Origin of the sequence: Subsaxibacter sp. CAU 1640, assembly GCF_023156585.1 — a bacterium.
In the GTDB taxonomy this organism is placed as follows: Bacteria; Bacteroidota; Bacteroidia; order Flavobacteriales; family Flavobacteriaceae; genus JBPOFM01.
The window spans coordinates 146,828-163,881 of sequence record NZ_JALNMI010000006.1; the positions used below are offsets into that span (position 1 = coordinate 146,828).

Annotated in this window: 18 protein-coding genes; 5 read left to right on the plus strand and 13 right to left on the minus strand. The window is 35.1% G+C overall.

Going from position 1 to position 17,054, the window contains the following annotated elements:
* The first annotated feature begins 48 nt into the window (after nt 1-48).
* Nucleotides 49-969 carry a dimethylarginine dimethylaminohydrolase family protein gene (locus tag M0G43_RS15460; RefSeq protein ID WP_248028017.1) on the plus strand — a complete coding sequence of 307 codons (921 nt, stop codon included), beginning with the start codon at nt 49-51 and terminating at the stop codon, nt 967-969.
* Here M0G43_RS15460 and M0G43_RS15465 read toward each other — a convergent pair.
* From M0G43_RS15465 to rsfS, 7 genes are all read right to left on the minus strand, one after another.
* On the minus strand, nt 966-2,126 hold the full coding sequence (locus M0G43_RS15465; RefSeq protein ID WP_248028019.1) for a M28 family peptidase: 1,161 nt from the start codon (nt 2,124-2,126) through the stop codon (nt 966-968). The genes M0G43_RS15460 and M0G43_RS15465 overlap by 4 nt on opposite strands.
* A gap of 14 nt (nt 2,127-2,140) precedes the next feature.
* On the minus strand, nt 2,141-2,407 hold the full coding sequence (locus M0G43_RS15470; protein WP_248028021.1) for an acyl-CoA-binding protein: 267 nt from the start codon (nt 2,405-2,407) through the stop codon (nt 2,141-2,143).
* Nucleotides 2,407-3,057, minus strand: a complete 651-nt coding sequence (locus tag M0G43_RS15475) for a phosphatidylserine decarboxylase family protein (protein ID WP_248028023.1) — start codon at nt 3,055-3,057, stop codon at nt 2,407-2,409. The genes M0G43_RS15470 and M0G43_RS15475 overlap by 1 nt, the downstream gene beginning before the upstream one ends.
* Nucleotides 3,047-3,868 (minus strand): phosphatidate cytidylyltransferase, encoded by an 822-nt coding sequence (locus tag M0G43_RS15480; RefSeq protein WP_248028025.1) that lies wholly within the window; start codon nt 3,866-3,868, stop codon nt 3,047-3,049. Before M0G43_RS15480 ends, M0G43_RS15475 begins: the two co-directional genes overlap by 11 nt.
* Nucleotides 3,869-4,474, minus strand: a complete 606-nt coding sequence (locus M0G43_RS15485) for an LUD domain-containing protein (protein WP_248028027.1) — start codon at nt 4,472-4,474, stop codon at nt 3,869-3,871.
* 106 nt (nt 4,475-4,580) lie between these two features.
* Nucleotides 4,581-6,602: an ATP-dependent zinc metalloprotease FtsH gene (gene ftsH, locus M0G43_RS15490; RefSeq protein WP_248028029.1), complete on the minus strand. Its 2,022-nt coding sequence runs from the start codon at nt 6,600-6,602 to the stop codon at nt 4,581-4,583.
* Between the two features lie 7 nt (nt 6,603-6,609).
* Entirely contained in the window at nt 6,610-6,981 is a 372-nt protein-coding gene (gene rsfS / locus M0G43_RS15495; RefSeq protein WP_248028031.1) for a ribosome silencing factor, read from the minus strand.
* Between the two features lie 97 nt (nt 6,982-7,078).
* Between rsfS and M0G43_RS15500 the strand changes: the two genes are divergently transcribed.
* Nucleotides 7,079-7,810 (plus strand): biotin--[acetyl-CoA-carboxylase] ligase, encoded by a 732-nt coding sequence (locus M0G43_RS15500; RefSeq protein WP_248028033.1) that lies wholly within the window; start codon nt 7,079-7,081, stop codon nt 7,808-7,810.
* Here the strand turns inward: M0G43_RS15500 and M0G43_RS15505 are convergent.
* Together M0G43_RS15505 and pyrE are read right to left on the minus strand one after the other, a co-directional pair.
* Entirely contained in the window at nt 7,807-8,202 is a 396-nt protein-coding gene (locus tag M0G43_RS15505; RefSeq protein WP_248028035.1) for an SRPBCC family protein, read from the minus strand. The two genes, M0G43_RS15500 and M0G43_RS15505, sit on opposite strands and share 4 nt — an antisense overlap.
* A 35-nt stretch (nt 8,203-8,237) precedes the next feature.
* Nucleotides 8,238-8,882 (minus strand): orotate phosphoribosyltransferase, encoded by a 645-nt coding sequence (gene pyrE, locus M0G43_RS15510; RefSeq protein ID WP_248028037.1) that lies wholly within the window; start codon nt 8,880-8,882, stop codon nt 8,238-8,240.
* 126 nt (nt 8,883-9,008) lie between these two features.
* Here pyrE and M0G43_RS15515 point away from each other — a divergent pair, with 126 nt between their 5' ends.
* Nucleotides 9,009-9,590: an NUDIX hydrolase gene (locus M0G43_RS15515; protein WP_248028040.1), complete on the plus strand. Its 582-nt coding sequence runs from the start codon at nt 9,009-9,011 to the stop codon at nt 9,588-9,590.
* Nucleotides 9,591-9,601: 11 nt separating this feature from the next.
* Here M0G43_RS15515 and M0G43_RS15520 read toward each other — a convergent pair whose 3' ends face one another.
* A complete protein-coding gene (locus tag M0G43_RS15520; RefSeq protein ID WP_248028041.1) occupies nt 9,602-10,390 on the minus strand; it encodes a hypothetical protein in 789 nt (262 codons plus the stop codon).
* Between the two features lie 91 nt (nt 10,391-10,481).
* Nucleotides 10,482-12,218, minus strand: coding sequence for a M14 family metallopeptidase (locus M0G43_RS15525; protein WP_248028044.1), 1,737 nt, complete (start codon nt 12,216-12,218; stop codon nt 10,482-10,484).
* Between the two features lie 66 nt (nt 12,219-12,284).
* Here M0G43_RS15525 and ctlX point away from each other — a divergent pair, with 66 nt between their 5' ends.
* Entirely contained in the window at nt 12,285-13,217 is a 933-nt protein-coding gene (gene ctlX, locus M0G43_RS15530) for a citrulline utilization hydrolase CtlX (protein WP_248028046.1), read from the plus strand.
* Here the strand turns inward: ctlX and M0G43_RS15535 are convergent, their stop codons facing one another.
* Nucleotides 13,218-15,275 carry an ATP-binding protein gene (locus M0G43_RS15535; RefSeq protein ID WP_248028049.1) on the minus strand — a complete coding sequence of 686 codons (2,058 nt, stop codon included), beginning with the start codon at nt 15,273-15,275 and terminating at the stop codon, nt 13,218-13,220.
* Between the two features lie 417 nt (nt 15,276-15,692).
* On the opposite strand from M0G43_RS15535, the gene M0G43_RS15540 reads away from it, so the two are divergent.
* On the plus strand, nt 15,693-15,899 hold the full coding sequence (locus M0G43_RS15540) for a hypothetical protein (RefSeq protein ID WP_248028051.1): 207 nt from the start codon (nt 15,693-15,695) through the stop codon (nt 15,897-15,899).
* Between the two features lie 2 nt (nt 15,900-15,901).
* Here the strand turns inward: M0G43_RS15540 and M0G43_RS15545 are convergent, their stop codons facing one another.
* The gene (locus M0G43_RS15545; RefSeq protein WP_248028053.1) at nt 15,902-17,044 is read right to left on the minus strand and encodes an arabinogalactan endo-beta-1,4-galactanase; all 1,143 of its coding nucleotides are present in this window, start codon (nt 17,042-17,044) and stop codon (nt 15,902-15,904) included.
* Nucleotides 17,045-17,054 lie beyond the last annotated feature (10 nt).

Sequence of the window (17,054 nt, forward strand, 5' to 3'; positions counted from 1 at the left end):
AGAAAAGCTCCATTTTTTATGAATGGGGCTTTTTTTATATTTGCAGTGATGGACTATTTAAAACTCAATATCAAAAATGAGACCTCGCGATTGCGCGCTGTTGTCTTGGGAACTGCACAAAGTAATGGACCCACACCAACTATAGAGGAAGCTTACGACCCAAAATCACTAGAGCATATTAAGGCTGGAACGTATCCTGTTGAAACAGATATGATCAAGGAGATGGAAGCGGTTGCGGCCGTATTCGACAAATATAACGTTCAAGTATTTCGTCCTGAATTGATAGAAGATTATAATCAAATTTTCGCAAGAGACATAGCATTTGTTATTGATGATTTATTCATTAAAGCCAATATTTTACCAGAACGGGATGAAGAATTGGATGCCCTACAATATGTGATTGATAGGATTGATCCTAATAAAGTGATTCAGCCGCCTGAAGAAGTGCATATAGAAGGTGGCGACGTAATGTTATGGAATGACCACATTTTTGTTGGTACCTATAAAGGAAGTGACTATAGCAGATATATCACTGCACGCACCAACGTGGAAGGTGTGGAATTTATTAAAAACTTATTTCCGAATAAAATAGTCAAAGAATTTGATTTAGTAAAATCTAAAATTGAGCCTCGAGATAACGCTTTACATTTAGACTGCTGCTTTCAACCTGTCGGAAAGAACAAAGGAATTATATACAAAAGTGGTTTTAGGGAAGAAAGCGATTATGTTTACTTGTTGAAATTATTTGGTAGGGAAAACCTATTCCACATCAATCGAGAGGAAATGTACCACATGAACAGTAACATTTTTTCTATTGATGATGATGTAGTGATTTCCGAACGAAATTTTACTCGTCTAAATTCATGGCTACGTAATAATGGCTTTACCGTAGAAGAAGTGCCATACGCTGAAATTTCCAAACAAGAAGGATTGCTTCGCTGTTCAACGATGCCTTTAATTAGAGATTAATCGAAAATAACTTTCTTGATCAAACGTTGATTATCTAACTTGAAGACAGCCAAATAAGTTCCTCTACTCAAAGAATCGATTTTGATGACTTCTTTCTGTTCTGATAGAAGCTTATTTAAAATTTCTTTCCCTTGAATATCTATGAGTCGAAAATCTACAAGAGAAATTGGATTCAATTTTAAAGTAATATTCAGGGTTTTACTTGCGGGATTTGGAAATAATGTAATATTTGAATCTAAAGCGTGCTCGGAGATAGAGAGTGCACTATCATATGCCACTGCAAATTCCATCGATGCACCCAAAGCTCCTTTTACAACCTCAAAAGCATAATTCGGATCCATATTCGCAAGATTGTCGTTGGCAGTATGATTAACAGGTGAAACGTTTTTCTCATACAAACCCGTGATGATCTCTCCATTGTTTTCAAACGGAATATAATCTGACGCATAAGCATATGAAATTTCTGTATTGAGATTTGAATACAATTCCATGCAATTGGCCAATATGATGGTAGCGTCGTTTGAAGCCGCATTATTGGATTGAGGGCTACTTTGGTCTCTTTCACAAACTATAGTGTTATTTGTCATTCCAGCAACACCACCAACTTCATCAATATTCAAAACCAGTTTAATATCCATGTTTTGAGGAATCACAGTATTGTTGACATAGTAATTGCTCCCGATTAAACCATTTTCTTCTCCACTGAAATGAATAAATTTGATGGAGTACTCTGTTTCAACGTCTTTTAATAATCTGGCCAATTCTAAAAGAAGTACTGTACCTGTGCCATTATCGTTAGTGCCAGGACCATTAATGGTGTCATAATGAGCATCAATTATCAAAAAAGTATTGGGATACAAAGTGCCTGTTTTGGTTACAATGATGTTATTTGAAGTCTTGTTATTATAAGTAAAGGGTTGCAACACAACATCTGTGTAGCCTAAATTCTGATATCGTGTTGCAATCCAGTTTTGAGTATTGCTTAAAGCGGTTGTCCCTAATTGTTTGATGCCAAAACTTTCAAAAGTGGTTAAATCATTAAGAACATTATTATAAGACGTATTTGACACAATAGTACCGTAGAATGAATTGTAGGTTTGTGCTGAAATATTTAGATACAGAAATGATGCAAAAATTGATAAAACGATAGATTTCATAGTTCTATAAGTTGTTATTCACGATAGAGAAAATAGTTATTTACCAAATCGATATAAATTCGTTTGGCCTCATCTGGTGTTACATCTCTAACCTGAAATAAAGCATTTGTCTTAAAAGCATTAATGATCGGTTTTCTACTACTTGGACGCTCGTAATTATTTGTGGCTCTTTTGTAGTATGCGTAAAGTCTCAAAAGAAAATCTGCTGGAAATGGTTCAGTAAAATTGTTGATGCGTTCCACCGCATCCTCAAATTCTATATCCAATTCATTTTGGTCCATTATTTTTCTGCAAGGATGCTTATACCTCCTTTGACTTTTTGATTAAGAGAGACATTTACTTTTGTATCCAATGGTAGAAAAACATCTACCCTTGAGCCAAACTTAATAAATCCTGAATCGGCACCTTGGATAACGTTTTCAGTTTCTTTAGCATAGTTAACGATACGTTTTGCCAAAGCTCCTGCTATTTGTCTATGCAGAACATTTCCAAATACAGAGTTCTTCACTACCACTGTGGTTCTTTCATTTTCTTCACTGGCTTTAGGATGCCAAGCCACTAAAAATTTGCCAGGATGATATTTGCTGAAAACCACATTTCCACCCACAGGGTATCTTGTCACATGCACATTTATAGGTGACATAAAAATTGATATTTGTAGGCGCTTTTCATTAAAAAATTCCTTTTCAAAAACTTCTTCAATAACTACAACTTTTCCGTCAACAGGAGATAATACATGGTTTTCATTGAGTTGCCCTATTCGTTTAGGGTTTCTGAAGAACTGAAGGATCATGAGAAAAAAACCTAGCAAAACCAACATTAAGCCTTTGCGAAGCCATTCTAAAGTTACGAAATAATCAATTAAAAAAATTGATGCAACCAATAAGACTAAACTTATAAATATAATTTTATGACCTTCTTTATGAAACATGTGGAAACAATCTTAACAATAAATAGAAAAATGGTGCTACAAAAATAATACTATCCAACCTATCCAACAAACCTCCATGACCTGGCATAATGACGCCACTATCTTTGACATTGGCTTGTCTTTTGAATTTGGACTCAATCAAATCGCCAATGGTACCAAAAACGCTCACTGTGATACTTAAAATAAGCCAAAACGTAAAATTCAAGGTTCCGGTAAATTTAGCTATAAAATAACTTGTCAAACATGCGAAAAACAAGCCTCCCAAAAATCCTTCGACGGTTTTTTTTGGTGAAATGCTAGGAAACAACTTTTGTTTGCCAAAATTCTTTCCAATCAAATAGGCTCCTGTATCGTTAACCCACACCAAAATGAAGGCACCCAACAGAAGCAAAGGTGTAAATTCATAATTATTGTTAGCAATTAAGATCAAAAATATAAAAGAACTCGTCAGATAAAATGTGGTTAAAATGTATCGTTTTGTATTAAAGAGCGGAATGGTTTTTTCTGAAAATAAGTCTTTGATTAGGAGTAACTGAACAAAGATGGTGATCACTTGCAGAATTTGAATAGCTTCATTAAATCCAGAATCTTCTGAAAATGAAAGACACCAGAAGCTAAAACCAAGATACATTAAGGCAAAAACAATATATGGTGATTTACTTTCGAGTTGGATTAACTTTTTAAACTCTGCCATACATATGAGGCCAAATCCCAAAAACAACACGACTAATGCATATTGCCAATAAATACAAAGTATGAGTAATGAAATGTATAAGGCGCCTGAAATCGCTCTTGTGCTGAGTTCCTTCATTTATAAGTCTTCTAACAGCAGCAAATATAGGTTTTTTGAACTACTTCCATAAGTGAGAAAATCCTTGTCTTCAACTGTTTTGAAGTGCTTGATGGTAGTAATATTTGTAGGAATTTTGTCTTTATTTTTGTTCTTGATGCCACGAAGACCTTCACCAATACTTTCTACGAATTGGCTTGTTGTAGCATAAATAATGAAGTTTGAAGGAAGATCTTTTAGCTTCTTTTCGGCTATTTGATTGGAGGAAATTAAAAGAGAACCATCATCTGCAATTAAATATTCACAAGTAGATAAAAAGTAAGTACTTTCAGAAATTTTCTTGGTTGTTTTTAAATCAAAACTCTTAAACAAGTCCTTAAGACGGTCATCAATTAAATAAACCTGCTCGTCTTCCCATTTGTTTTCTTTTAAAATCCCTCGGAGATTATTCTGAATCTCCTGCATGTTTTCACAATACAAAAACTTTCCACCGTTTGCCTTAAAATTTATAGTAAATTTTTCGTCGATAGGTAGCTTTATTTCAGGCATATACTTGCCTCTTTCTTCGTTTTTTATGTTATCTCCTTCACTGTCTTTTAAACCGAAGATTTTACGAAATAGACTCATCTATGGGTTGCTATTAACCTGATTCATTATATGATTGTATCAAATATAAAAAAACTTAAACTAATCTTTGGTCAATTTAAGTTTTTTATATTTTCATTGTGAATTATTACTTTAGTAAGTCGTCCTGAACTTCTTTTTCAGTGACATCCGAAGATTCGATGCCTTTAAGATCACTCTCTTCTGTTTTTTCAGCATCTTCAAGAAGTTCTTCTTTTTCAAAAGCTCGCTTTCCAAATATTTTCTCCAAATTGTCCTTGAAAATAACCTCTTTTTCCAAAAGAACTTCTGCCAATTCGGTCAGTTTATCCTTGTTGTCTTCAAGGATTTTAATTGCTCTTTGATACTGTTCTTCAATGATGTTTGAAATCTCCTTGTCTATCAATTCAGCAGTTTGCTCACTGTATGGTTTGGTAAAGCCCATTTCACTTTGACCTGTAGAATCGTAATAGGTGAGGTTTCCCACTTTATCGCTCAACCCATAAATAGTAACCATTGCTCTCGCTTGCTTTGTAACTTTTTCCAGGTCACTCAAGGCACCTGTTGAAATTTTTCCGAAGATAACTTGCTCTGCAGCTCTACCACCAAGTGCCGCGCACATTTCGTCAAGCATTTGTTCGGTTCTTACAATCAACCGCTCCTCTGGTAGATACCACGCGGCACCTAAAGAACGTCCTCTTGGGACAATTGTAACTTTGACCAATGGTGCAGCATGTTCTAACATCCAACTTATTGTGGCATGACCTGCCTCGTGAAACGCAACAGCTCTTTTTTCGGAAGGAGTAACAATTTTGTTCTTTTTTTCAAGTCCGCCAATAATTCGGTCAACAGCATCCAGGAAATCTTGTCTATTAACCTCCTTTTTGTTTTGTCTTGCAGCAATCAAAGCAGCCTCGTTACATACATTGGCAATGTCGGCACCGGAAAATCCAGGAGTTTGACGTGCAAGAAAATCGATATCTAAATCATCTGCCTTTTTAATAGGTCTTAAATGCACTTCAAATATTTCTTTACGTTCTCTAATATCTGGCAGATCAACAAAAATTTGTCTATCAAAACGGCCTGCACGCATCAAAGCCTTATCTAGGACGTCAGCTCTATTGGTAGCCGCCAACACAATCACATTTGTATTTGTGCCAAAACCATCCATTTCTGTCAATAATTGGTTAAGTGTATTTTCCCGCTCGTCATTAGAGCCTGAAAAATTATTCTTACCTCTGGCTCGACCTATCGCATCAATTTCATCTATAAATATAATGGCAGGCGACTTTTCTTTAGCTTGCTTGAATAAATCTCTTACACGAGAGGCTCCAACACCTACAAACATCTCCACAAAATCCGAACCAGATAGAGAAAAGAAAGGCACTTTGGCTTCACCTGCTACGGCTTTTGCCAATAGTGTTTTTCCCGTACCTGGAGGTCCTACAAGTAAAGCTCCTTTTGGTATTTTTCCGCCAAGAGATGTGTATTTGTCAGGATTTTTGAGGAAGTCCACTATCTCTTGAACTTCTTCCTTTGCTCCTTCCAAACCAGCAACATCTCTGAATGATGTTTTGACATCTGTGTTTTCATCAAAAAGTTTCGCTTTTGATTTTCCGATATTGAAAATCTGACCACCAGCACCACCACCAGCTCCAGATGACATTCGTCTCATAATAAAAATCCAAACAGCTATAATCAATACAAATGGTAATAATGTCAAAAGGAAATCACCCCAAACATTATGTTCGGTTTCAAAAGTTACTGATGTATTTTTTAACTCATTTTCTTCAATGGTTTGATTGATCTTTTCTTGAAATAGGGCTAAATCACCAAACTCAAATTTATAATTTGGAGGTGGGGTTAATGTTGGTAAAATGGAATTGGGTTTTGTCTTTTTATGAGTTTCAGTCTCCTGGGCTTCTTTGGTGAGATAAACTTTAGCTTCTCGGTTGTTAACAATTACAACTTTAGACACTTCGCCATTTTTCAAATAATCAAAAAACTTTGAAGGTGTAGTTGTCACAGCATCTTGTCCTCCAAATCCGCCAGAAAAAATTTGAATCCCAAAAAATATTGCGATGATGATACCGTAAATCCAATATGGATTTAATTTTGGTTTTTTATTTAGATTTTTATTGTCGTTTGCCATATACGTTTTAGTAACTTGTTTCTATAATGGTAGTTTTTGCATCTCCCCATAGACTTTCAATGTCGTAATACTGTCTTGTGTGTTTTTGAAACACATGCACTACAACGTTTACATAGTCCATCAAAACCCATTCGGCATTGTCACTACCTTCTATATGCCAAGGATGGTCTTTAAGTTCTTTACTGACTTTCTTTTGTACGGAATTAACAATGGCGTTAACCTGTGTGTTTGAAGTACCCTCACAAATAATGAAATAATCACAAACCGTGTTTTCTAACTCCCTTAAGTCAAGAATTTTAATATCTTTTCCTTTTACATCTTCAATACCACCTAATATTACTGTTATCAACTGGTCTGCGTTATTATTGCTTTTCGCCATCAAATTAGTTTACAATTTAGTGCAAAGTTATTATTTTTTTAGTTCTTTTGAGCTTTGTTAATCTTAAGAAAACCATAATTTCCTTAAAATAATCAGTATGCGTATAATCAAACTTAATGCCATTGATTCGACAAATTCGTATTTAAGGCGTTTGAGTACCGAAGAAATGCTGGAAGATTATACTATTGTCACGGCAGATCACCAAACGGATGGCAGAGGTCAGATGGGAACAAACTGGGCATCTCAAGAAGGCAAAAACCTTACTGTTAGTGTCTTCAAGGATGTTTCATTCTTAAAAATAGAACATAGTTTTTACATTAGTATATCTGTTTCTCTTGCTGTATTTAAGGCTTTAGAGATGTTTCAAATAAGAAGATTAAAGATAAAATGGCCTAACGACATTTTGTCAGAAAACAAAAAAATTGCCGGTATATTGATTGAAAATGTCATTAAGCAGAATCAATTACAGGCATCTGTCATAGGTCTTGGTTTGAATGTCAACCAAACAGAGTTTGAAGGTTTGCCAAATGCTTCGTCACTTCTTTTGATTTCTGGAAAAGTACTTGATTTAGATGAAGTGTTAAACGAAATCTTAAAACAGCTACATATTTATTTTCAGAAATTGGAGAATGGTTATCTTAAAAAGCTTAAACAAGAATATGAAAATCAATTATTTAGAAAAGGTAAGCCTTCAACCTTTATGAATATGCATGGAGAATTTTTTACAGGCATTATTTTGGGGATTTCCGATTCGGGGAATTTAAAGCTTCAAACGGAAAAAGATGAGGAACTAGAATTTGACCTTAAAGAAATTTCCTTAATTTATTAAATTATTTTCTGAAGATTTTTTGCCCAAGTTTCAATCAGTTTGCTGATGGGTCCTTTAACCATCATTGCAATCATAGCATTGAAATCGCCATTGAACAAAAATTGAACGCGGCTCGAATTTTCAGTTTCTTTAACAATATCGACAAAAAGGTTAAAATCAAGTTTTCCGCCTGCTGCCTCCAAAATCAATTTATTAGGTACTGAACTTTCTTTCTTTTGAAGTGCAACATCTGGCATACCCGACAAAGCGAATATAAACCCATTTTCACCTAATAATTCAAATTTACTCATGTTTTCGGGCATGATTTTCTCAAAATTTTTTAAGTCATTGAGAAAGTCATACACTTGTTTTGGTGATTTATCTATAATTTGTTTTGGGGATTCTAATTTCATGTCAGGAATATATTTTAAAAATTTAAAAAGAACTATCAATTTGCATTCCATTCACCAGGATTGGCATTCCAAGTTGCTAAAATGTCCTGTTCTTTTTTATTGATGTAATTAGTGTCCAGTGCTTCTTCCAGAAGACTTTCATAATTGCTTAATGTGTTTAAGGTCACTTTATTGTTGTCAAAATTATTGACTGCAACATCAAAACCATAAGAAAATATGGCAACCATGCCCTTCACATTTACACCCGAGTCTTTAAGAGCTCTTACGGCGTTTAAACTACTTTTGCCTGTGCTTATCAAATCTTCCACTACTACAACACTCTGTCCACTTTCTATATATCCTTCTATCTGGTTTTGGCGGCCATGTCCTTTTGCTTCTGGTCGCACATAGATAAAAGGAAGTCCAAGATACTCGGCTACTAAAATCCCTATGCCGATTGCACCTGTTGCCACGCCTGCAATGACATCTGGTTTGCCATACATAGTCTCAATTTGTTTGGCGAGAGTCTCTCTAATATAGTTCCGAATAGGAGGGTAGGATAACACGATACGATTGTCGCAATAGATTGGCGATTTCCATCCAGAAGCCCAAGTAAAAGGATCATTGGGTTGTAGTTTTATCGCATTAATCTGCAATAAAAGTTTAGCGGTTTGTTTAGCGGTAGCTTTATCAAAAATCATGTTGCAAAACTAATCAAAAATAAGAAATCTGTTTTTTAAAATTTCACATAAAATTATTTTTCAAAGCCGTTGTCATAAATCAAAAATTGATATTTTTACCAATCAAAGAAGAATGTTAGCCACGAGATGACTACAATTTTTGTCAATGATAAGCCCATCATACTTACCTCGGAAATTGGTTTTGAGACTAATTTCAAGAATTACCTTCTAGATTCGGTACATATCGGAAAAGTCATTAAAGAACTGAATACCTCTTCGGTTGCAGGTGTTAGACTCATAGGCAAAAATGAATCTAAACTTCTAAAGAAATTTTTGAAAAAATTGCCAAATGTTGTTGCCGGTGGAGGTAAAGTACTTAATACAAAAGGAGAGATACTTTTTATATATCGAAACGATAAATGGGATTTACCGAAGGGTAAGGTAGAAGGAAAGGAAAGTATCGAGGAAACCTCAATTAGAGAGGTAGAAGAGGAAACAAAAGTAAAAGGATTAAAAATTGTAAGACCATTGGATACTACATATCATATTTTCAAGCGCAATGGACGGCATAAAATAAAAATTACTCATTGGTTTGAAATGACATCCAATTATGAAGGCAAATTGGAACCTCAAGAAAACGAAGGAATTACCAAAGTTGAATGGCTCAATCCAAAACAAACATTGAAAGCCATGGAAAATTCCTATGCAAACATTAAAATCCTAGTGTAAACTTATTAATATTATTGCGAAGTCAAATTAGCATCAGATGAGAATGTCAAATCTGAATCCTGAGAGTGCAAAACTACATCGCAGAAGGTAACGGAATATTGATTCTCTCCATTTTTTGTCACATATACTGTTTCATTGGCAAACGATACATAATCCTGACCGCCAGCATCTCCGAATGTACCTAAAATTACGCAGTTTCCGTTGAAAATAAGCGAGCCGACCTCTACACTGGTATAAACACCTGTCATCGGTGATTCTTTAAACTCAATTCTAAGGGTAGACTCGGTATTTGTGCCTATTATACTGTATTCACCATATAAAATATCTGTTGAACCAGCCACAGTTGTAAAATTTTGTTCCGCTCCTTCAAAAATGATACTGTTTGGTGTTGGATTACAAGATGGTGTGCCAGGTTCATTGGATGTAGTAAAAAGTAACTTTTCTCCATAGCTGATGCCTACATCATTAATGGCATATGCTCTTACAAAATAACTTGTATTAGACTCTAGGCCAGTAATTACACTCATAAATGGAGGTGTCCCAGAGCCATCTGTTGTATGATCATCATCAATAGTTGGTATATTTGGCTCTATGCTCCAGCAAACTCCTTTTGCCGTTATTTGACTTCCATTATCCATTAGTGTATTTCCACCAGAATTTGCACTATTGTGGGTTATTGAACTAACTTGTGTTGTGACAATCATTGGTGCCGTAGGGGTTGGAGTGTCGTCCGTTGAATTACTGGAATCGCAAGAGAAAATCAAACTACAGAGGCATATGAGATATAAAACAGCTTTCATAGAGTTTTTTGTTTATAGAAATAGGTCTAAATATATAATATATTTTGTTTTATTGAACTTCAGGCTAAACATTACTTTAATGTTATACTTTTCAATCATTCAATTTATATATAGGATAGAGCATATGTGCCAATTCATAATTTGGACTCTGTTTATGCAACCAGTCTAGTTGAGCATACCAATTATTGGCAAACCCTGGTTCATCCTTTTTCTTCCGTTCAAACTCATTTTTCAACGATTGATTTTCTACGAGAAGTTGTTCAGCCATATCTTCCCAAACATAAGGAGAGAAACCTTCTTTTTGCTGTAAAATCGTATCAAAAAAATTCCAATTGAAAAACGAATCAGGTGCTTGTGGTTCTAAAGTCTCAAGTAAATACCTTATGGCTTTTTGATCTGTTTTAATGTAGTAATCTCCTTGTTGAAATGTCAATTTACCTGTTGAAGCAGTGATTTGAGTGTTGTAATGTTGATAATGACCTTCGTAAGCTTGATTTCTCGTTTGATAGGATGCAATTCGATAGGTTTCAACTTCTAGTGTTGTGTCTTTCTGGAATTGTATCATTTCAACATTATTTATTTTTAATAATTCGATGACATTCCACCATTCTTTTGGAATGACGTAAGCCTTGGGAATTACAACTTCTACTTTAGGTTTGAAATGATTTTGATAAATGACATCTTTTGAAAATGGTTTGTTGCGATCGTATTTTAAACGGTTTTGTCCCGTAACCTCGCTCCTTATCATAGTTCCTTCAAAGCCGTTGAAAGTCAAGGTTGATGTTTTGGTTGTGTCCAGTTCCCAGTCGATTGTGTATGTTTTTTTGCCTTTGAAGTTTTTAAATGACGATTCCCTTAACTTTCTGATTTTTTCAGAATCTCTTTCAACTATTTCAACCATACTTTTCATCAATTCATAAGTGCCTTCAACACGCTGTTTATAGGGCTTTAGCATATGGGTTTCTATCATCATTCCCAAAACATTCCAAAGCGCTGTATAACCTGTTGAGTAACGAGGCGTATCAAAAAACTGACTAAAACCATTGTCAGGAACTTGATTAAATACATTGACATATGGAGTGATGTCCCATTGTTTTGAAGCCAATTTTTGTTCCAGATTTGGCATCATTTCAGTGTGTAGGTAATTGCCCAAATCTCCACCAAGTTTATTATGTTGCGTAAATAAATGTGTCAAAACATATTGATAATCGGCACCATTGCTCACGTGATTGTCGATAAAAACATCTGGCTGAACCATATGAAAAATCTTTGCGAAGGTCTGTGCATTTTTAGTGTCACATTTTATGAAATCTCTGTTGAGGTCATAATTTCTGGCATTACCTCTAAAACCATATTCTTTAGGTCCATTTTGATTGGTTCTGGTTGTTGAGTTTCTATTTAAACTTCCACCAATATTATAAATAGGAATAGTCACCAACACAACGTTTTTTGGTGTTACAATTTTGCCTTGAACAATATCTCGGTAAAGCATCATTGTAGCGTCTATACCATCAGATTCTCCTGGATGAATACCATTATTGATGAGTAAAATGCGCTTCTCCTTTTTTATCATCTCAAAATCAAAAATCTTGTCTGAATTTAAGGTGATGATATGTAATGGTTCGCCCGAATCGGTTTCACCAATGGATTGTATGGAAACTTCCGGAAAATTGTCAGCCAAGGTTTGATAATAGCTGATTGTTTGCTCGTACGTAGCAGTTTCGAGTCCGTTGCTTTTTTCAAAAACTGTCAAAAAATCGTTCTTGGCTTTTTGACCTTGAACAAGATAGAATGAAGGAATCAACAGGAAAAGTACAAGTTTTTGCATTTTGAAATATTTGCATATAAACTTAATCAATTTAAACTAATTTTGCAGTCAATAATCCCTAGTCATATGCATCAAACAACAAATACCATTTTAATGATTCGTCCTGTGGCTTTCCGTATGAACGAACAAACAGCTGTAAACAATTATTTTCAGGAGGATTTGGATATCAAAAACACTGAAATCAATGCGAAAGCTCAAGCTGAATTTGACGCTTTTGTAGAAAAATTACAAGCGGTTGGAGTGAACGTTATTGTTGAAAATGATGATAAATTGATGGATACTCCAGATTCTATTTTCCCTAACAATTGGGTGAGTTTTCACGAGAATGGCGATGTTGCACTTTATCCAATGTTCGCCGAAAACAGAAGAAAGGAAAGAAGGGAAGAACTACTCGAAAGACTTGAGAGAGAGGGGTTTTTGATCGAAAACATCGTAGATTATACTAGTGCAGAAGACGAAGGTTTTTTTCTTGAAGGCACTGGTAGCTTGTTGCTAGACCGTGTAAATCGAAAGGCTTATTGCGCGTTATCTCCTAGAGCGGATGAGGAGTTATTTATAGAATTCTGTGAGGATTTTGATTATTTTCCAATAGTATTTACGGCAAATCAAACTGTAGATGGAGAACGATTGCCAATATACCACACCAATGTAATGATGTGCCTTGCCGAGAACTTTGCGGTTATTTGTCTAGATACGATTGATGACAAAAAGGAGCGAAAAAATGTTACTGAACATTTGAAAAAAGATGGCAAAGAAATCATTTCGATTACTGAATCGCAAATGCATCAATTTGCTGGGAATATGCTTCAGGTTAGAGGAAAAAATGACGAGCGTTTTTTAGTAATGAGCAAAGCTGCTCACGACAGTTTGACTAAAACTCAAATTGCTCAAATAGAAAAGCACTGTTGGATATTATCAAGTTCATTGGAAACTATTGAAACCTGTGGAGGTGGAAGTGCACGTTGTATGATGGCAGAAGTATTTTTGCCAAAAAAATAGTTACGTCGCTGGTTCGGCTTTGGGTAATTCCACATAGAATTTACTGCCTACGTTTTGTGTGCTTTCTACCCAAATTCTACCTTTATTTAGTTCTACCAATTCTTTACAAATGGTAAGGCCTAAACCAGTACCTTTTTCATTTTTGGTTCCTACTGTGGTAAAGTTGTTGCCCTTAAACAATTTGTTGAGTACATCTTTAGACATCCCAACACCAGTATCTTCAACACAAATCAAGGATTTTCCATTTTGATCTTTGTTTGAAATCGTAATGATATCACCAACTCTACTAAATTTTACCGCATTGGTAATCAAGTTTTGAATTACGATTTCTATCATACTTTTATCAGCAAAGACAAAATCACGTTGCGACTCGTCAATCAAAACAATCCGTTTTTGCTCAATTTTAGGTTCCACCAAGGATAATTTATTGCTGAAAACCTCTTGAATATTGAAAAGTTCAGGATTTGGCTCCAAATTCTGCATTTGAGATTTAGACCAATTCAAGAGATTGTAAAGGAGCAGTGATGCGTTATTGGCATTCTCACTCAATTCAGGAATCAATTCGTTGAATTCTTCCTTTGAGATGCTATCTTCCTTCAACAAATCCAGAAAACCTTTGATCGAAGAAATAGAATCTTTCAAATCGTGCGACACAATTGAAAACAGTCGATCTTTCGATTTGTTGATTTCTTCAAGATGTTGTGTTTGCGCCAAAATAGCTTCATTTTGTTTCTGAATCTGTTCATTCTTGGCCTCGAGCTCTTCAGTATATTTGATTGTGTTTTTACGCTTCAAATAAATAAGTAGTAAAATGGTTGAAACTATCAGAAAGGCAGCAATCAGAATATACGAAATGACTTTAAGTCTCTTTAATTCAATCCCACCTTCGGAATTTGCAACATTCGAGTTATTTAGGTCATTATTTACTCCATCATTGAAAATTTCGCTAGTCGAAATAGCGTCAGTATTTACAGGCAGTTTCGGTTGGTTTTGCTTCTCAAGCTCATCTTTTAATGAATAATATTCTCGCTGCCATTTAAAGGCACTTTGATATTTATTTCTTGTAGAATCAAGACTTACTAACAACTTCAGATTTTTCAAAACTTCATATTTATCTGAAGATGATGTTGCCAACTCCCTCGCTTCAAGAATTTGCGATTCTGCTATTTTGGTTTTGTTCTGTTGAAGATTAAGGTTTCCTACAGAATTCAATGCTCTTAAGATGCCTTCGTTGTTTTTAATGGATCGATTATAAGTAAGTCCTTCAATCAGGTATTCTGCAGCCTTATCGTATTCTTTAAAATTCAAATATTGATCGCCAATTTTTGGCAAAATCTCTCCTCTTAACGCCTTGTCTTTCTCCGGATTCAATAAACTTAAAACTGTTTCATAATACTCGATCGCTTTTCTGTGCTCTTTACGCATAGCATATAGCATTGCAATATTTTTATTGGAAGTTTTCATTCCAGAACTATCACGCAACTGTTCTCTAACATTCAATGCTTTAAAGTTGAATTCGAGAGCCTTATCAACTTGTTGCGTATTGTAATATGCCTCTGCCAAATTATTATAAGCAAGGCTCAAATCTTTTCGCAAGTTTTTCTCTTCAAATATTTTTATGGCTGATAAAGAATGTTCCAAACCTGCAGTGTAGTTACCGCGACTTATTTCCATCAACCCGATACTATTGTTGATTTTGGCAATGCCTAAAGTATCATTGATTTTCTGATAAAACTGTTTTGATTTTGTGTAGTTGTCGATGGCGTTATAATAGTCGTTTTTATCAGAATATATTCGCGCTTTGTAATAATTAACTTCGGCCAATCCTTTGGTGTAATTAAGAGATTTGGCAAGACGTTCCGTTTCTTCAATAAACTGCATTGCCTTTTTCGGCTCATTAGCTTCGTAGAGAGCCTGAATCAGATATAGCGACGTGTCTACTTTGGTTGAATCTTGTTTTTGGTAGGCTAAATTTAGGATGAGACTATCTATCTCATTGGTTTGAGTATAACCAATAAGCACAGAAAAAAAAGCAGCTAAAACAATTAACTGTTTCATCCGAGGAAATTCGTTTTAAAAATTGCAATGCCAATGTGACGAAATCTTGCCTTGAGGGAGAGGAAAAATGAATACACAAAATACAATAACACTACAGTGAATGTAAATTCAATAGGTATCATCAACATTTGGGACTTTGATTAATAGCTTTTCAAAAATGGTTAAAAGTCCTTTATTAATCTAATTTTTGGGTTTTAATGCCAATATTTTAGACGAAGTGAACAACCGTTTTTAATGGTTAAAAAAACTCTCGATGAATGACCTAAATCATAGAAAAACGACGCTTTTGTCGATGAAATGCAATTCAGTAGTAAGTTCTGGGTTAAAATATTAATAATCAGCGTATTGTGATTTATTCTAAAATCTTGAAGAATATTTCATTATATTCATATTAGATACTAACTAAATTTAAAATATATGAACAAAACAATTAAAACTATTTTGATGGTTGTGGGAGTTGTGTTGATTGCTTACGGAGTTTACAAAGTGATAGTTCCTGAAGCTTCGGTGGATATCGGCGTAGCCGAATTTGAGGCACAAGACAACAATGATGCCTATATTACCATTGGTCTTGGTTTGGCGGCATTGGTATTAGGGTTTCTGGGTGGAAGAAAATCAAGTTAACATCAGTCGGCCCTGAAAACATCAAAAACTGGCAACGCCTTGTGCTCAAAATCAAACATACATTGGTTTTCCCACGCACTGCCGTTTGTTGAAGTTGCTTCGTTTCCAGAAAAAGCCACCCAATCTGGTGCCCAATAGCAAAAACCAATTCCCTTATCATTTGGAATATCTTTGATGGCATCAACGAGCCATTCAAAATAATCTTTTTGTCCCTGTGGTGTGGCAGGGAATTCTGAAAGAATTTGACTGCTATCTCCTATGTAGTTAGTGCTATTGTCATCCCACTGAAGCGTAAATGGATAGGCCACTTCAACCATCAATATTTCTTTATTGAAGGTTGAGGCCAAAGTGTTGATTTTTGATTTAACCAAGTTCAGATTATGAGTTTGAAATTGAGGATAATAAGAAAGTCCAATCACATCAAAGTCAATATTGAATGGCTGAAGCTCCGTAAAGAAGTAAACAGCATTCTCAACACTGGAATGGTGCAGCATAATTTTTATGCTATCATCAGTATCTACTTCTCTAATTGCTCTGCTTGCTTCACTAACCAATTCAGCATAATTTGGCCAATTATTATCAAAAGCGTCCCAAACACGACCATAATCCCATAAAAACCCACTGTCCGTCTCATTGCCAATCTGAATAATTTTCGGCAAGGTATTTTGGTTTTTCATTTGTTGCACTACATCTTTTGTATAGGTATAGATTGCAACCTGTATCTGTTCGAGGGTCATTCCTTGCCAAGCAAATGGTGGTGTTTGAGTCCCTGGATCGGCCCAATAATCGCTGTAGTGAAAATCAAGGAGAAAATCCATATTTTTTGCCTTGATACGTTGCGCATAAGCTTTTACATCGGCAAGACCATTTTGTCCGTTTTGAGGCGTATGCCACAACTTTAACCTTACTAAATTAGTGCCATTGTTCGCCACGTAATCCAACAACTCAACTTGATTTCCGTTACTGTCTTTATAAACCACGCCATAGTCTTCCAATTCAGATTGAAATGATAGATCCATCCCTTTATAGAAGGTAGCATCTGGTTGAGGATCTGGTTGTGGTTGGGTGTCATCTGAAGAATTATCAGAATTGCTACAGCTAAAAATTAATGTTAAAAGTGAAAATATAAGGACTAAATTTTTCATATTTCAAGAG

Bases quoted from the DNA above. Each gene is read 5' to 3' on its own strand.
- ctlX (WP_248028046.1), top strand. From the start codon at position 12,285: ATGCATCAAACAACAAATACCATTTTAATGATTCGTCCTGTGGCTTTC.
- M0G43_RS15480 (WP_248028025.1), bottom strand. From the start codon at position 3,868: ATGAAGGAACTCAGCACAAGAGCGATTTCAGGCGCCTTATACATTTCA.
- M0G43_RS15460 (WP_248028017.1), top strand. From the start codon at position 49: ATGGACTATTTAAAACTCAATATCAAAAATGAGACCTCGCGATTGCGC.
- M0G43_RS15500 (WP_248028033.1), top strand. From the start codon at position 7,079: ATGCGTATAATCAAACTTAATGCCATTGATTCGACAAATTCGTATTTA.
- M0G43_RS15520 (WP_248028041.1), bottom strand. From the start codon at position 10,390: ATGAAAGCTGTTTTATATCTCATATGCCTCTGTAGTTTGATTTTCTCT.
- ftsH (WP_248028029.1), bottom strand. From the start codon at position 6,602: ATGGCAAACGACAATAAAAATCTAAATAAAAAACCAAAATTAAATCCA.
- rsfS (WP_248028031.1), bottom strand. From the start codon at position 6,981: ATGGCGAAAAGCAATAATAACGCAGACCAGTTGATAACAGTAATATTA.
- M0G43_RS15505 (WP_248028035.1), bottom strand. From the start codon at position 8,202: ATGAAATTAGAATCCCCAAAACAAATTATAGATAAATCACCAAAACAA.
- M0G43_RS15545 (WP_248028053.1), bottom strand. From the start codon at position 17,044: ATGAAAAATTTAGTCCTTATATTTTCACTTTTAACATTAATTTTTAGC.
- M0G43_RS15535 (WP_248028049.1), bottom strand. From the start codon at position 15,275: ATGAAACAGTTAATTGTTTTAGCTGCTTTTTTTTCTGTGCTTATTGGT.
- M0G43_RS15470 (WP_248028021.1), bottom strand. From the start codon at position 2,407: ATGGACCAAAATGAATTGGATATAGAATTTGAGGATGCGGTGGAACGC.
- pyrE (WP_248028037.1), bottom strand. From the start codon at position 8,882: ATGATTTTTGATAAAGCTACCGCTAAACAAACCGCTAAACTTTTATTG.
- M0G43_RS15485 (WP_248028027.1), bottom strand. From the start codon at position 4,474: ATGAGTCTATTTCGTAAAATCTTCGGTTTAAAAGACAGTGAAGGAGAT.
- M0G43_RS15540 (WP_248028051.1), top strand. From the start codon at position 15,693: ATGAACAAAACAATTAAAACTATTTTGATGGTTGTGGGAGTTGTGTTG.
- M0G43_RS15465 (WP_248028019.1), bottom strand. From the start codon at position 2,126: ATGAAATCTATCGTTTTATCAATTTTTGCATCATTTCTGTATCTAAAT.
- M0G43_RS15515 (WP_248028040.1), top strand. From the start codon at position 9,009: ATGACTACAATTTTTGTCAATGATAAGCCCATCATACTTACCTCGGAA.
- M0G43_RS15475 (WP_248028023.1), bottom strand. From the start codon at position 3,057: ATGTTTCATAAAGAAGGTCATAAAATTATATTTATAAGTTTAGTCTTA.
- M0G43_RS15525 (WP_248028044.1), bottom strand. From the start codon at position 12,218: ATGCAAAAACTTGTACTTTTCCTGTTGATTCCTTCATTCTATCTTGTT.